This window comes from Micromonospora sp. R311 (genome assembly GCF_056780015.1).
In genome coordinates this window covers 100,798-116,033 of sequence record NZ_JBSWCE010000002.1, presented here as the reverse complement: position 1 = coordinate 116,033, position 15,236 = coordinate 100,798, and the positions used below count along the sequence as shown (strand labels likewise).

Genomic DNA, 15,236 nt, shown 5'->3' with positions numbered 1-15,236 from the left:
GGTTACTCGTCGTCCTCGTCGTCGAGGCGGGCCAGCCAGGTGGCGAAGCGCTCGACGGGGGTCTCGAACTCGGGGTTGAGGTCGACGAAGTCGCGCAGGCGCTCGCCGAGCCACTCCAGGGTGACCTGCTCGTCGCCCCGGCGCTCGACCAGTTCCTCGATGCCGCGGTCGGTGAAGTACATGGTTTTCCTCGTGGTGTCGTCCGGCGTGGGGCCGGTCGGTGGCTGGGCCCGACGCGAGGCGGGGCAGAGCCGTCGTGGGTGACGGTCTCTGCCCCGGCTCGGCGGTGCGGTCAGGTCACGGGCGGGGCAGCGCCGCCTCGATCAGGGCGTTCTGCTCGACCTCGTGCATCTTGGCGGAGCCGACGGCCGGCGCGGCGGCCGCCGGGCGGGAGATGCGGCGCAGCCGGACGTCCGCCAGGTGCTCCAGCAGGTTGAGCGCGACGAACGACCAGGCGCCCTGGTTGGCCGGCTCCTCCTGCACCCAGGCGAAGTCCTCCGCGTTCGGGTACTCCGCCAGGGCGGCGCGGACCTCCTCGACCGGCATCGGGTAGAGCTGCTCCAGCCGGATGATCGCGGTGTCGGTGATGCCGCGCTCCTGCCGGGCCTGGAGCAGGTCGTAGTAGACCTTGCCCGAGCAAAGCAGCACCCGCTTCACCGCCTGCGGCGCCGGGGCGGCCGAGTCCCGCAGCACCGGCTGGAACGTGCCGGTGGTGAAGTCCTCGACCGACGAGACGCAGAGCTTGTGCCGCAGCAGCGACTTCGGCGTGAACACCACCAGCGGCTTGCGCTTCGGCGAGAGGGCCTGGCGACGCAGCAGGTGGAAGTAGTTCGCCGGGGTGGTCGGGATGGCCACCCGCATGTTGTCCTCGGCGCACATCTGCAGGAACCGCTCGGGCCGGCCGGAGGTGTGGTCCGGGCCCTGACCCTCGTGGCCGTGCGGCAGCAGCAGGGTCACCGCGGAGCGCTGGCCCCACTTCACCTCGCCGGAGGAGATGAACTCGTCGATCACCGACTGGGCGCCGTTGACGAAGTCGCCGAACTGGGCCTCCCAGCAGACCAGCGCGTTGACGTTCTCCACCGAGTAGCCGTACTCGAAGCCCATCGCGGCGTACTCGCTGAGCAGCGAGTCGTGCACGAAGAACCGGGAGCGCTCGCCGTCGCCGGTCAGCGACTGGAGCGGGAGGTAGTCGTTGCCGGTCCGCGCGTCCAGGATCGAGGCGTGCCGCTGGACGAAGGTGCCCCGGCGGGAGTCCTGCCCGGCGAGCCGGACGGTGACCCCGTCGTGCAGCAGCGCGCCGAACGCGATGATCTCGCCGAAGCCCCAGTCGATGTTGCCCTCGACGGACATCTTGGCCCGCCGGTCGAGCAGCTGCTGGATCCGCTTGTGCGGGGTGAAGCCCTCCGGCAGGTTGACGTGCGCCTCGCCGATCGCCTTGACCACGGCGGCGTCGGTCGCGGTGTCCACCTGCGGCTCCGGCTCGTCCTCCCGCTTCGGGCGGCTGAGGTGGCGCGGCGTGGTGGCCGCGTCGCGGGTGGCCTTGAAGACCCGCTCCAGCTGCGCCTGGTAGTCGCGCAGCAGCTCCTCCGCGTCCTCCACGGTGATGTCGCCCCGGCCGATCAGCTCCTCGGTGTAGAGCTTGCGCACCGAGCGCTTCGAGTCGATGATCTTGTACATCTGCGGGTTGGACATCGACGGGTCGTCGCCCTCGTTGTGCCCGCGCCGCCGGTAGCAGACCATGTCGATCACGACGTCCTTGTTGAACGCCTGGCGGTACTCGAAGGCCAGCCGGGCCACCCGGACCACGGCCTCCGGGTCGTCGCCGTTGACGTGGAAGATCGGCGCCTGGATCATCCGGGCCACGTCGGTGCTGTACAGGCTGGACCGGGAGTACTCCGGCGCGGTGGTGAAGCCGACCTGGTTGTTGACCACCACGTGCACGGTGCCGCCGGTGCGGTAGCCGCGCAGCTGGGACAGGTTGAGCGTCTCGGCCACCACGCCCTGGCCGGCGAAGGCGGCGTCACCGTGCACCGCCAGCGGCAGCACGGTGTAGCCCTCCAGCTTGAGGTCGATCCGGTCCTGCTTGGCCCGGACGATGCCCTCCAGCACCGGGTCGACGGCCTCCAGGTGCGACGGGTTCGCCACCACCGAGACCTTGACCGAGTGCTCGCCGCCGGGGGCGGTGAACTTGCCGTTCTGGCCGAGGTGGTACTTCACGTCGCCCGAGCCCTGGGTGGAGCGCGGGTCCAGGTGCCCCTCGAACTCGGAGAAGATCTTCTCGTACGGCTTGCCGACGATGTTGGCCAGCACGTTGAGCCGGCCGCGGTGGGCCATGCCGATGACGACCTCGTCCAGCCCGCCCTCGGCGGACGCCTCCAGCACCTCGCCGAGCAGCGGGATCAGCGACTCGCCGCCCTCCAGCGAGAAGCGCTTCTGGCCGACGTACTTGGTCTGCAGGAAGGTCTCGAACGCCTCGGCGGCGTTGAGCCGGTTGAGCACGTGCTTCTGCTCTTCCGGGGAGGGCTTCTCGTACTTGCGCTCGACCCGCTCCTGGATCCAGCGCCGCTCCTCCGGGTCCTGGATGTGCATGTACTCGATGCCGACCCGGCGGCAGTACGAGTCGCGCAGCACGCCGAGGATCTCGCGCAGCTTCATCCGCTGCTTGCCGGCGAAGCCGTTGACCGGGAAGGTCCGGTCCAGGTCCCACAGGGTCAGCCCGTGCTGGAGCACGTCCAGGTCGGGGTGCTTGCGGATCTTGAACTCGAGCGGGTCGGTGTCGGCCATCAGGTGCCCGCGCACCCGGTAGGCGTGGATCAGCTCGTGCACCCGGGCGGTCTTGTTGATCTGGCCCTCGCTGTCGACCGCGACGTCGCGCATCCAGCGCACCGGCTCGTACGGGATGCGCAGCGAGGTGAAGATCTCGTCGTAGAAGCCGTGCTCGCCGAGGACCAGCTCGTGCATGGCCTTGAGGAACTCGCCGGACTGCGCGCCCTGGATGATCCGGTGGTCGTAGGTGCTGGTCAGCGTGATGACCTTGCTGACCGCCAGCTCGGCCAGGGTGGCCTCGCTCATGCCCTGGTAGGGCGCCGGGTACTCCATCGCGCCGACGCCGATGATCGCGCTCTGCCCCTGCATCAGCCGCGGCATCGAGTGCACGGTGCCGATGCCGCCCGGGTTGGTCAGCGAGATCGTGGTGCCGGCGTAGTCCTCCATGGTCAGCTCGTTGCGGCGGGCCCGCCGGACCACGTCCTCGTACGCCTGCCAGAACTGCCGGAAGTCCATCTGCTCGCAGGCCTTGATGGAGGGCACCACCAGGTTGCGGCTGCCGTCCGGCTTGACCAGGTCGATGGCGATGCCCAGGTTGACGTGCTCCGGGCGGACCAGGGCCGGCTTGCCGTCGGCCTCGGCGAAGGAGTTGTTCATCTCCGGGTGCTGGGCCAGCGCCCGGACCAGCGCGTAGCCGATCAGGTGGGTGAAGCTGACCTTGCCGCCGCGACCGCGGGCGAGGTGGTTGTTGATCACGATGCGGTTGTCGACCAGCAGCTTGGCCGGGACGGCGCGCACGCTGGTCGCGGTGGGCACGCTCAGCGAGGCGTCCATGTTCTGCACGATCCGGGCCGCGACGCCGCGCAGCGGGGTGGTCTGCGGGCCGGCGGCGGTCGGCTGGGCCGCCTTGGCCGGAGCCGCCTTCGGCTGGGCCGGCTTCGCCGGGGCGGGCTTGGCCGCGGCCGGCTTCGGCTCGGCCGGCTTCGGCGCCGCCGCCGGCTTCGCCGGGGCGGGCGGCTGGGCGACCTTGGCCGCCGCCTCCGGCTGGCCGTCGGGCTCCGGCCGGACGGCGGGCGTGGTCGGCTTGCCGTCACGCGGCGTGGCGGCGCCCGGCCCCGGCCGGTAGTCGGCGAAGAAGTCGTGCCAGGCCGGGTCGACGCTCTTGGGGTCCGCGAGGAACCGCTGGTACATCTCCTCGACGATCCACTCGTTCGGGCCGAAACCCGCCAGTGGGTTCTCCTGCGAAGTCTGCTGGGTCGACACGGCCGGTAATCGCCTCTTTCACGCGGGTTTGTGTGTCACGCGGTGCCCGGCGACGCCCGCCGATCGGGCGCGCACGAGACGGCTCCCAGGCTACGCCGTACGGATGCCGCAGGCATTTCCGCCTCTGCGGCGTGGTCGGTTTCACAGAAGATGCCAGAAGTTCGGCAAACGCTGCGTGTGCCGACGACTCCTGGTAAAGCGCGGGGGGTGGCGCCGGCCGGCGCCACCCCCCGCGGGACCGCGTCGGTCAGGAGATGTCCCGCCGCCGGGTGATCAGCACCCCGAAGGTGCCGGTGACCACCGCGTAGCCGATCAGCACCAGGGCGCCGACCCACCACGCCGGGGTGAACTCGGACTGGCCCTCCGAGATCATCACCGTGGACGCCACCGCCGGCCAGATCACCTGCCACTTCACCACGGCCGGATTGTCCAGCGCGTTCGACAGCAGCAGGAAGAGCAGCCCGATCACCTGGGTGCCGACAAGGTAGAGCACCGCGGCCGTGATCACCGCGCCGAGCTGGTTGGTGATCAGCGTGCCGATGCCGACCCCGAGGATCGTCCAGATCGCGTACGCCAGCAGGTTGAACAGCAGCGCCCGCTGCACCGCCCACTCGCCGAGCAGGGCGCCCTGGTCCTGCAGGTTCAGGAAGACCGCGCCGGCGACCAGGTCGATCACGGTCGTCGCCAGCCAGAACAGGAAGCCCAGCAGGCTGGCCGCGACCAGCTTGCCGGCGATCACCGAGGTGCGCCGCGGGGTGGCCAGGAAGGTGGTGGTCGCCGTCTGGTGGAAGAACTCGTTGGTGACCATCAGGATGCCGATCAGCATCACGAACATCAGGCCGAGGTACTGGCCGGAGGTGTAGAGGTTCGCCGCCTGCGCCGCGGCGGTCGCCTGGTCGGGGCTGAAGCCCAGGTTCTCGCCGTTGCCCTTGAACACCTCGCTGGCCGCCCAGGCGTTGAACGCGAAGGCCATCGCGATCGCCAGGAACGCGCCGATCGCCAGCCACCACCAGGTGCTGGTGGTACGGATCTTGAGCAGCTCGGATCGGACCAGGTTCATCGGATGTCCGCCTTTCCGGCCGTCAGCTCCAGGAAGACCCGCTCCAGGTCGGGCCGTTCCGTGGTGAGTTCGTGCAGCTCCACGCCGGCCGCCAGGGCGATCCGGCCCACCGTCGGCGCGTCCACCCCGCCGACCAGCAGGGTGCCGTGCTCGTCGACGTCGACCGTGGCCGGCTCCGCCTTCAGCGCCGCGGTCAGCGCCTCGGCCTGCGGGGTGCGGACCCGCACCCGGACGCCCTGCGCCATCGAGCCGATCACCTGGTCGACCGGGCCCTGCCGGACCAGCTGACCGGCGGCGATGATCACCACGTCGTCGGCCAGCAGCTGCATCTCCGACAGCAGGTGGCTGGAGACCAGCACGGTGCGGCCCTGCTGGGCCAGGCCCTTGAGGAACCCGCGCATCCACCGGATGCCCTCCGGGTCGAGCCCGTTGGCCGGCTCGTCGAGGATCAGCACCCGCGGGTCGCCGAGCATCGCGGCGGCGATGCCCAGGCGCTGCTTCATGCCCAGCGAGTAGCCCTTGAACTTGCGCTTCGCCGCCGGGGTCAGCCCGACCAGGGCCAGCGCCTCGTCGGCCCGGCTCTTCGGCAGCCCGGCCGCCGCGCAGATCACCCGGAGGTGGTTGATCCCGGTCCGGCCCTTGTGCGCGCTGGACGCCTCGAGCACCGCGCCGACGTGCCGCAGCGGGTCGGTCAGGTCGGCGTACCGGCGCCCGCCGATGGTCGCCACGCCGGCGGTCGGGGTGACCAGGTTCAGCAGCATGCGCAGGGTGGTGGTCTTGCCGGCCCCGTTCGGGCCGAGGAAGCCGGTCACCCGCCCCGGCTCGACGGTGAACGACAGGTCGTTGACCGCCGTCACGTTCTTGTACTGCTTCGTCAGGCCGGACACCATGATCTGACCGTCGGTGGGGCTTCGCTGCCCGTCAGTCATTACGCTCCCTCCGTGCGATGGCGTCGGGGTACGCCGTGGCACAGCGTGACGGGCCCGCGCAACAAGGTCAATCAGGCGCGGTCCGTAGTTTCGTCTCCACCCCGGGCAGGAGGCGGGTCATCCTCCCGAACGACCTCAGCCGGTCGGCAGCGCCACCCAGGTGGCCCGGGCCGCGCCGAGCAGTCGCCCGGCCGGGCCGTACAGGCTGGTGTGCACGAGCGCCTTGCGGCCCTCGCCGCCCACGGTCGCGCCGGTCACCACGCACACCTCGCCGGGCGCCGGCAGCGCGTGCACCGTCGCGGCGATCCGGCCCAGCACGTACGGGCGGCCGGGTGCGATCACCGACCAGCCGCCGGGGCAGTCCAGCGCCGCCCACACGGTCGCCGCGTCGACCTCCGCCGGCACCCGGAACGGGGCGGCGGTCCGGCCGTCCGGCAGCCGCCCCGGGAAGATCCGCAGCCCGTCCGCCCGCTGCGGGCCGCACACGTAGCACCCGGGGAAGGGGTGGTCGACCAGGCCGGGGTAGCCGGCCGCGGCCGCCCGGGCGGCCGGCAGGTCCACCGGCGGCACCACCGCGTCGACCTCCCCGGTCGCGCGGACCTCGGCGACGAGCAGCCCGTCCGGGTCGCGCACCTCGCCGTCGGCGAGGGCCAGCGGGGTCTCCAGCGGCGGCGGCCGGCGCAGCGTCACCTCGACCGGATCGGGCCCGCCGTACGCGGTCGCGAAGAGCCCGGCGCTCCAGCCGCCGTTGCCCGAGCCGGGCGGCCCGTTGAAGCGCGACTCGATGATCATCGAACACCTCCGGACGGTCGCGGTCCCGGCGTCGTCGCCGGGGCGCCCCGGCAGCCTCGCACGACCGGCGTCCCGGCAGCCCCGCGCCCCGCGCCGCGGCGCCGCCACGGGCCGCCGGCCGGCGTTCACCGGATCGACACTCCTGGTCACCGTGACCGGTACCCGGGCCGCCTACACAGGTCCCATGGCTGTCCTGCCCGCCGCTGGCGCACCCCTGACGACCAGCGGTTACACCCTGCTGATCGCCGACGACCCGACCCAGGTCGCGGCCGCGCAACGCCTCCGGCACGAGGTGTTCGCCACCGAACTCGGGGCCACCGTCCCGGGCGCCGCCGGCCTGGACGCCGACGACCTCGACCCGTACTGCGACCACCTCGTCGTGCGGCAGGAGCGCACCGGCGAGGTGGTCGGCACGTACCGGCTGCTGCCGCCCGGACGGACCGCCCGCTGGTACGCCGAGGGCGAGTTCGACCTGACCCCGCTCGCCCCGCTGCGGGGCGCCCTGGTCGAGGCGGGCCGTTCCTGCGTGCACCCGGATCACCGGTCCGGCGCCGTGATCAACCTGATGTGGGCCGGCATCACCCGCTATCTGCACCTGCGCGGCTCCCGCTGGCTCGGCGGCTGCGCCTCGGTGCCGGTCGCGGACGGCGGGCTCACCGCGGCCGAGGTCTGGGCCCAGGCACAGGCCCGGCACCTGGCCCCGCCGCCGCTGCGGGTCCGCCCGCTGCGGCCCTGGTTCGCCGAGCCGGGCGCCCCGACGTCGACCCCGGGCGCCGGCGCGGCGGGCCGGCCCCCGGTGCCGCCGCTGCTGCGCGGCTACCTCCGGCTCGGCGCCTGGATCTGCGGCGAGCCGGCGTACGACCCGGACTTCGGCGTTGCCGACTTCTACGTGCTGTTCTCGCTGGACCGGATGAACCCGCGCTACCTGCGGCACTTCCTGGCCGGGGCGCAACGGTGAGCGGGCGGGACCTGTTCCGGCCGGTCTCCGGCTGCGGCCCCGACTGCCTGCCGGCGCCCGATGAGGTCCGGGGCGTGCCGGTCGCCCGCCGGGCCGGCCGGCTGGCCGGCCTGCTCGGGATGCTGGTGCTCGGCGCGGGCCTGGCGGTGCTGCTGCCGCTGCTGCCCGCGCCGGAACGGCGGGTGCTGCTGGGCGGCTGGGCCCGGGGCGCCGCCCGGGCGCTCGGGGTGCGCCTCGTGATCCGCGGCCGGCCACCCCGGCGGCGCGCGCTGCTGGTCGCCAACCACGTGTCCTGGCTGGACGTGCTGGCCGTGCTCGCCGTCGCACCGGCCCGGCTGCTGGCCAAGCGCGAGGTGCGCGGCTGGCCGCTGCTCGGCTGGCTCGCCCGGGCCGCCGGCACCCTCTTCGTGGACCGGGCCCGCCCCCGTGACCTGCCGGCCACGGTGGACCGGGTGGCGGACGCGCTGCGGGCGGGCCGGTCCGTGGCGGTCTTCCCGGAGGGCACCACCTGGTGCGGCGCGGCGGCGGGCTGCCGGCCGGCCGGCGGGTTCCGGCCGGCGGTGTTCCAGGCGGCGGTCGACGCCGGTGCGCCGGTGGTGCCGGTGCGGATCGGCTACCGGCACGCGGCGACCGGCGACGCGACGACGGCGGCGGCCTTCCTCGGCGACGAGAACCTGTGGCGGTCGCTGCGCCGGGTGCTGGGCGCCCGGGACCTCGTGCTCACGGTCACCGTGACGGCCGCCCTGCACCCGGCCCCGGGCGCGGACCGGCGGCTGCTGGCCCGGGCCGCCGAGTCGGCCGTGCACCTCCGGCCGGCGGTCGCCCGCCCGGTACCGGCCGGGTGGCGCGGCGTGAAGCGGGAGGTCGACCTGGCCGCGTGATCCGTGGGCGGCCACTTGTCCTATCGCGATGTATCGCGTTAGTCTCCTCGGCGTCGGAAACGCCCCGCCGCGTTCCGCCGAGGGGAGGAACCATGACCGAGTGGACCGTCGACAGCCCCCAGCGGCTCACCCTGGACGGGCCGGTCACCCAGCTCGACGTCCACCTGGTCAGCGGCCGGCTGAACGTGGTGGCCACCGACGGTCCGGCCCGGCTGGACGTCACCCGGGTCGGTCGCCGGCCGGTCCGGGTGGAGCACCGCGACGGCCGGCTCTCCGTCCGGCAGAAGCGCGGCGACCGGTGGTTGGACCTGCTGTTCCGGGCCGGGCCGCTGGCCCGGCTGCCCCGGGTCGACGTCTCGGTCGCGGTCCCCGCCGACGTGCTCGCCGATCTCAATCTCATCGAGGGCTCGCTGGTCGCCTCGGGCCTGCGCCGGCAGACCCGGGCCGACGTCACCGCCGGCCAGATCACCCTGATGGGGCTGCGCGGGCGGACCGCCGCGAAGATCGTGTCGGGCCCGGTGGAGGCGCTCGGGGTGACCGGCGACCTCGACGTGGAGACGGTCTCCGGCGAGGTGATCCTCGCCGACAGCGCCGCCGGCAAGGTCCGCGCGCAGACCGTCTCCGGCGCCATCACCTGCGACTTCGACAACCCGCGGCGGAGCGACATCCGGCTGAGCACGATCTCCGGCAGCATCACCGTCCGGGTCCGGGAGGACAGCGACCTCGCCGTCCGGCTGCACACCTCGTCCGGGCGGATCACCAGCGGCTTCCCGGCGGTGCGCGGCAACGCCGCGCTGGGCGCGGTGGTCGACAGCGAGGGGGTGCTCGGCACCGGCGAGGGTAGGCTCTCGGCGTCCGCCACGTCGGGCAGCATCGCGCTGCTCGCCCGCCCGGTGGACGACGAGGAGGAGCTGCCGTGACCGCCGTGTTCAGTCACGGGCGGCTCCGGCTCTACCTGCTCAAGCTCCTCGACGACGGCCCGAAGCACGGTTACGAGCTGATCCGGCTGCTGGAGGAGCGCTTCCTCGGCCTGTACGCGCCCAGCGCCGGCACCATCTACCCGCGGTTGCAGCGGCTGGAGGCCGACGGCCTGGTCAGCCACACCGCCGCCGGCGGCCGCAAGGTCTACGAGATCACCGATGCCGGGCGGGCCGAGCTGCGCCAGCGGGCCGGCGAACTGGCCGCCCTGGAATCGGACATCGCCGCCTCGGTGGCGGATCTCTCCACCCTGGCCGGGGAGATCCGCAGCGAGGTGAGCGGGTCGGTCCGCGACCTCAAGCGGGAACTGCGCGAGGCGACCCGGCAGACCCGGCGCGGCCGGTGGACGCCCCCCGCCCCCGCGCCCGCCGCCGCCCCCGCCGCCGCCGGGCCGCGGCCCGGGCCGGAGCCGGCCGCGCAGGCCGAGTTCGACCAGCGGCTGGCCGCCTTCACCGGCGAGGTGGCCGCGCTGGTGCGGGCCCGCCGGCTCAGCGACGCCCAGCTCCGCACGGCGATCCGGCTGCTCGACGGCGCCCTGGACGGGCTGCGCCGGCTGCTGCGCTGACCCACCCGCGACCACCCGCCCGGCCGCACGGTCCCGGCCGGGCCGGCTCACAGGATTTTTCCAGCGACCGCCCAGCCCGGACGCAGCGAGAACGCGGATGATGGGCACATGCCCGCTACCCAGACCGAGGCGCGCCTGCTCGTCGTCGAGGACGACCCCAACATCCTCGAGCTGCTCTCCGCGAGCCTGCGGTTCGCGGGCTTCGACGTGGCCACCGCGACCAGCGGCAGCGCCGCGCTGCACGCCGCGAAGGACCACCGGCCCGACCTGGTGGTGCTCGACGTGATGCTGCCCGACCTGGACGGCTTCGAGGTGATCCGGATGCTGCGCGAGGGCGGCACCCGCACCCCGGTGGTCTTCCTGACCGCCCGGGACGCCACCGACGACAAGATCCGCGGGCTCACCCTGGGCGGCGACGACTACGTCACCAAGCCGTTCAGCCTGGAGGAGCTGACCGCCCGGATCCGGGCGGTGCTCCGGCGTACCAGCACCGGCGAGCAGGCCCCGTCCCGGCTCACCTTCGCCGACCTGGAGCTGGACGAGGAGACCCACGAGGTGCACCGGGCCGGCCAGCGGGTGCAGCTCTCGCCGACCGAGTTCAAGCTGCTGCGCTACCTGATGCTCAACGCCAACCGGGTGCTGTCCAAGGCGCAGATCCTCGACCACGTGTGGAACTACGACTTCCGGGGCGACGACAACATCGTCGAGTCCTACATCTCCTACCTCCGCCGCAAGGTGGACAACACCCAGCCCCGGCTGATCCACACCCTGCGGGGCGTCGGTTACGTGCTGCGCAAGCCGGCGGCGTGAACCCGTACCAGCAGGCGAAGGTACGGCTCCGAAGCGTCCCGCTCCGGGTCAAGCTGGTCACCTCCGTCCTCGCCCTGGTGGCGCTCGCGCTGCTGGTGATCAGCTCGCTGACCGCCTTCTTCCTCCGCAGCTACCTGGTCGACCAGGTCGACAGCGAGCTGCGGGGTGGCGCGGCCGGGGTGGCGCAGGCGCTCGAACGGGCCCGGCGCGAGGGAAACCAGATCTCGGTCGGCATCCCCAGCGACTACGTGGCCGCGCAGGCGTTTCCGCCGGCCAGCGTCGATCCGGTCGCGTACTACCCGGGGCTGCGCCCCGGGGAACTGCCCCCGATGCCCGGCAGCTACCAGGGGTTCGCCGAGGAGGTCGGCGAGCCGTTCACCGTCCGGTCCGTCGACGGCCACACCCGTTGGCGGATGCTCTACACGGAGCTGGACAACGGCCGCATCCTGGCGTTCGGCCAGCACCTCACCGACGTCGACCGGGCGGTCACCCGGCTGGTCTGGATCGACGTCCTGGTCGGCGGGGCGGTGCTGATCCTGCTCGCCTCGATCGGCGCGGCGATCGTCCGCACCAGCCTCAAGCCGCTGGTGGAGATCGAACAGACCGCCGCCGCCATCGCCGGCGGCGACCTCACCCGGCGGGTGCCCGACCCGGAGGAGGGCCAGCCCTGCCCGACCTCGGAGCTGGGCCGGCTGTCCCGCGCGCTGAACGCGATGCTCACCCAGATCGAGGCGGCGTTCACCGCCCGGGCCGCATCGGAGACCGCCGCCCGCGCCGCCGAGGCCAGCGCCCGGGACGCGGCCGGCGCCGCGCAGGCGTCCGAGGCGCGCGCCCGCCGCTCGGAGGAGCGGATGCGGCAGTTCGTCGCCGACGCCTCGCACGAGTTGCGTACCCCGCTGACCACCATCCGCGGCTTCGCCGAGCTGTACCGGCAGGGCGCGGCCCGCGCCCCGGAGCAGACCGCCGACCTGCTGCGCCGGATCGAGGACGAGGCGGCCCGGATGGGCCTGCTGGTGGAGGACCTGCTGCTGCTCGCCCGGCTGGACCGGGAGCGGCCGCTCGCCCTCGCCCCGGTCGAGCTGCCGGTGCTGGCCAGCGACACGGTGCAGGCCGCCCGGGTGGTGGACCCGGACCGCCGGATCGAGCTGGAGATCGAACCGGGCTCCGGCCCGCTGGTGGTCTACGGCGACGACGCCCGGCTCCGGCAGATCATCGGCAACCTGATGACGAACGCGCTGACCCACACCCCGTCGGACGCGGCGGTGACCCTGCGGCTGCGGGCCGAGCCGGGCAACCTGGCCGTGGTGGAGGTCGCCGACACCGGCCCCGGCCTCTCCCCGGAGCAGGCGGAACGCGTCTTCGAGCGCTTCTACCGGGCGGACGCCGCGCGGACCCGGCGGGCCGGCGGCAACACCGGCACCGGGCTCGGCCTGGCCATCGTCGCCGCGCTGGTGAGCGCCCACCACGGCACGGTCGAGGTGGCCGAGACCCCGGGCGGGGGCGCGACCTTCCGGGTCCGGCTGCCACTGGTGCCCGACGCGGACGCCGACGGCGAGTGACTTTCAGCCAACCTTCAGGCCGGTTCCAGGCTGGTCGCAGAGCCCCGGGGCAAGGTGGAGCCATGACCGAGTACGAGTCCGACCCGCAGCGCCGGCCGGCCCCCACCGACGCCGAGCCGTCGCACCCCACCGCCGAGCTGCCGCACGTCGAGCGCGCGCAGTCCGACTCCGCGACCACCGGGGCCGGCGCCGCGCCGGCCGCCGAGCAGCCCACCGCCGCGACCGCGGCCACGACGAACGCCGGCGGCCCGACCGGCCCGGTCCCGGGTGACCCGGGCACCGCCGAGCCGGCCCGGACCGACGGCGACGCCGCGGCCCGTACCCCGGAACCCGCCGGCGCCCCCGGCCCGGCCGCCGACGCTCCGGCCAGCGAGCCGACGGTGCCGCTGGCGACCGTGCCCGCCGGCCAGCCGCCCGCGGCCACCCCGTCCGCCCCGCCCTACCCGGTCTCCGGTCACCCGCAGGCCGGCGGCTACCCCTACCTCGGCGGCCGGCCCGGCCAGCCGCGGGGCGGCTACCCGGGCGGCCCCTGGTACGCCGGGCAGCACTCCGGCTGGACCGGCGGGGGGCAGCCGGGCGCGACCGGTCCGGTCTTCCCGCAGCAGCACGCGGGCCAGCCGGCCCCGGCCTGGGCTCCGGCGCACCCCGCGCCGCGCCCCGGACGGATCGCCAAGTTCGCCGGCGCGGGCGTCGCGGTGCTGGCGCTGATGCTCGGCTCCGGCGTCGCCGGCGGCGCGCTCGCGCTCGCCGTGGACGGCGACTCGGGCGGAATCACCCGCACCTACTCCGCCGCACCGGTGATCAACGGTGCGGACCTGCCGCGGATCGCCGCCTCGGTGCAGGACAGCGTCGTCTCGATCAACACCGACAGCGGCGAGGGCTCCGGCGTGATCCTCAGCGCCGACGGCTACGTGCTCACCAACAACCACGTGGTCGCCGCGGCCGGCGGGAACAGCGTCCGGGTGGTCTTCGCCGACGGCAAGAGCGCCCAGGCCCGGATCGTCGGCACCGACCCGAAGACCGACCTGGCCGTGGTGAAGGCCTCCGGGGTCAGCGGCCTGAAGCCGGCCACCTTCGGCGACAGCGACGCCATGCAGGTCGGCGACCAGGTGCTCGCCCTGGGTAGCCCGCTGGGGCTGCAGGGCTCGGTGACCGCCGGCATCCTCAGCGCCCGGGACCGCACCATCCAGGCCGGCAGCGCCGAGCAGCGGCAGGACCCGAGCCAGGGGGCCAGCTCGATCTCCGGGCTGCTGCAGACCGACGCGCCGATCAACCCGGGCAACTCCGGCGGCGCGCTGGTCAACACGCGGGGCGAGGTGATCGGCATCAACACCGCGATCGCCACCGCCGGGCAGGGCAGCGGCAACATCGGGGTGGGCTTCGCCATTCCGAGCAACAAGGCCAAGGACGTGGCCGGCAAGCTCCAGCGCGGCGAGAAGGTCAGCCACCCGTCGCTGGGCGTGAGCGTCAACGCCGCCCCGGACGGTGGGGCGCTGGTCGCCTCGGTCACCCCGGGCAGCGCCGCCGAGAAGGCCGGCCTGCAGCGCGGAGACGTGATCACCCGGTTCGGCGACAAGGTGATCAACGACTCCAACGACCTGGTCGGCGCCGTGCAGGCCGGCCGGGTCGGGGACCGGGTCGAGGTGACGTACCAGCGAAACGGATCCGAATCGACGGCAACCGTGACGCTCGCCGAAGCGTCCTAATCCGTACCGAGCCTGCCTCCTCCCACGGGCGGCGGGTGACGGGGCCAAGGGGGTTGGCTCCGTCACCCGCCGCCCCCTCCGTTTCCGGGTGGTTCACCCGGTCCGGGTGAACCACCGTCACCCGCCCCGCGGGCACCGTCGGCAGGAGACCCGGCAGGCGTACGGGAGGGTGCGATGACCACGGCAGCGACCGTCCGGACCGACACGCAGATCCAGCGGGACGTGCTCGAGGAACTGGCCTGGGACGTCCGGGTGCAGCCGAACGAGGTCGGCGTGACCGTGCACGACGGCGTGGTGACGCTGACCGGCTGGGTGGACAGCACCGCGGCGAAGTGGGCGGCCGAGCGCTGCGCGCAACGCGTCCGCGGCGTGCGGGTGGTGGCCGACGACGTCGAGGTCCGGTTGCCCGGTTCGGCGGAGCGGACCGACGAGGACATCGCCATCGCGGTCAGCCGGGCGCTGGAGTGGGACAGCTTCGTCCCGGCCGAGCGGCTGGACGTCACCGTGGCCAACGGCTGGGTGATGCTCCGTGGCGAGGTGGAGTTCGGCTGGCAGCGGCGTACCGCCGAGCACGAGGTGCGGCGGCTGCGGGGTGTCCGCGGCGTGACCAACCTGGTCGACGTGCGGCCCGCCGCCCGCCCGGACGGCGAGCGCACCCGCCGGGACATCCAGCGGGCGTTGTCGCGGGGGATCGGCACCGAGCGGGTGACCGTCACGGTGGACGGCGACACGGTCACCCTCGAGGGCGTGGTCCGCTCCTGGTGGGAACGGGACGAGGCGGAACGGACGGCCTGGTCCGCCGAGGGTGTGGGGGCGGTGCGCGTCCACCTCCTGGTGGGCGGTTGAGCGCCCGGGATGCCCGGTTTAGCGGGATCGTCGCCGGGAAAGCGCCGCCGATCCTGAGCGGGCGGGTCGCGGTGGACGCCGGCCGGCGGACGGCCCGCCCACCGACGGGACGGACGGGGGAGG

Annotated in this window: 13 protein-coding genes; 8 read left to right on the top strand and 5 right to left on the bottom strand. The window is 73.9% G+C overall.

Annotated elements, in window-relative coordinates:
- Window positions 1–2: 2 nt before the first annotated feature.
- The 5 genes from AC1WTP_RS01890 to AC1WTP_RS01870 form a co-directional block, all read right to left on the bottom strand.
- The gene (locus AC1WTP_RS01890) at window positions 3–182 is read right to left on the bottom strand and encodes a DUF6104 family protein (protein WP_447134579.1); all 180 of its coding nucleotides are present in this window, start codon (window positions 180–182) and stop codon (window positions 3–5) included.
- A 115-nt stretch (window positions 183–297) separates the two neighbouring features.
- Window positions 298–4,029 carry a multifunctional oxoglutarate decarboxylase/oxoglutarate dehydrogenase thiamine pyrophosphate-binding subunit/dihydrolipoyllysine-residue succinyltransferase subunit gene (locus AC1WTP_RS01885; protein WP_481647507.1) on the bottom strand — a complete coding sequence of 1,244 codons (3,732 nt, stop codon included), beginning with the start codon at window positions 4,027–4,029 and terminating at the stop codon, window positions 298–300.
- A 247-nt stretch (window positions 4,030–4,276) separates the two neighbouring features.
- Window positions 4,277–5,089 (bottom strand): ABC transporter permease family protein, encoded by an 813-nt coding sequence (locus AC1WTP_RS01880; RefSeq protein WP_481647506.1) that lies wholly within the window; start codon window positions 5,087–5,089, stop codon window positions 4,277–4,279.
- On the bottom strand, window positions 5,086–6,018 hold the full coding sequence (locus AC1WTP_RS01875) for an ABC transporter ATP-binding protein (protein WP_481647505.1): 933 nt from the start codon (window positions 6,016–6,018) through the stop codon (window positions 5,086–5,088). Before AC1WTP_RS01875 ends, AC1WTP_RS01880 begins: the two co-directional genes overlap by 4 nt.
- Before the next feature lie 135 nt (window positions 6,019–6,153).
- Window positions 6,154–6,810: a hypothetical protein gene (locus AC1WTP_RS01870; protein WP_481647504.1), complete on the bottom strand. Its 657-nt coding sequence runs from the start codon at window positions 6,808–6,810 to the stop codon at window positions 6,154–6,156.
- Between the two features lie 184 nt (window positions 6,811–6,994).
- Between AC1WTP_RS01870 and AC1WTP_RS01865 the strand changes: the two genes are divergently transcribed.
- From AC1WTP_RS01865 to AC1WTP_RS01830, 8 genes are all read left to right on the top strand, one after another.
- Window positions 6,995–7,768, top strand: coding sequence for a GNAT family N-acetyltransferase (locus AC1WTP_RS01865; RefSeq protein ID WP_481647503.1), 774 nt, complete (start codon window positions 6,995–6,997; stop codon window positions 7,766–7,768).
- On the top strand, window positions 7,765–8,649 hold the full coding sequence (locus AC1WTP_RS01860) for a lysophospholipid acyltransferase family protein (protein ID WP_481647502.1): 885 nt from the start codon (window positions 7,765–7,767) through the stop codon (window positions 8,647–8,649). Before AC1WTP_RS01865 ends, AC1WTP_RS01860 begins: the two co-directional genes overlap by 4 nt.
- A 92-nt stretch (window positions 8,650–8,741) precedes the next feature.
- Window positions 8,742–9,569, top strand: coding sequence for a DUF4097 family beta strand repeat-containing protein (locus AC1WTP_RS01855; RefSeq protein ID WP_481647501.1), 828 nt, complete (start codon window positions 8,742–8,744; stop codon window positions 9,567–9,569).
- The gene (locus AC1WTP_RS01850; RefSeq protein ID WP_481647500.1) at window positions 9,566–10,192 is read left to right on the top strand and encodes a PadR family transcriptional regulator; all 627 of its coding nucleotides are present in this window, start codon (window positions 9,566–9,568) and stop codon (window positions 10,190–10,192) included. Before AC1WTP_RS01855 ends, AC1WTP_RS01850 begins: the two co-directional genes overlap by 4 nt.
- 108 nt (window positions 10,193–10,300) lie before the next feature.
- Window positions 10,301–11,002, top strand: coding sequence for a response regulator transcription factor (locus tag AC1WTP_RS01845; RefSeq protein WP_481647499.1), 702 nt, complete (start codon window positions 10,301–10,303; stop codon window positions 11,000–11,002).
- The gene (locus AC1WTP_RS01840; protein WP_481647498.1) at window positions 10,999–12,561 is read left to right on the top strand and encodes a sensor histidine kinase; all 1,563 of its coding nucleotides are present in this window, start codon (window positions 10,999–11,001) and stop codon (window positions 12,559–12,561) included. The genes AC1WTP_RS01845 and AC1WTP_RS01840 overlap by 4 nt, the downstream gene beginning before the upstream one ends.
- 62 nt (window positions 12,562–12,623) lie before the next feature.
- Window positions 12,624–14,267 carry a S1C family serine protease gene (locus tag AC1WTP_RS01835; RefSeq protein ID WP_481647497.1) on the top strand — a complete coding sequence of 548 codons (1,644 nt, stop codon included), beginning with the start codon at window positions 12,624–12,626 and terminating at the stop codon, window positions 14,265–14,267.
- A gap of 174 nt (window positions 14,268–14,441) precedes the next feature.
- Entirely contained in the window at window positions 14,442–15,113 is a 672-nt protein-coding gene (locus AC1WTP_RS01830) for a BON domain-containing protein (RefSeq protein WP_481647496.1), read from the top strand.
- Window positions 15,114–15,236 lie beyond the last annotated feature (123 nt).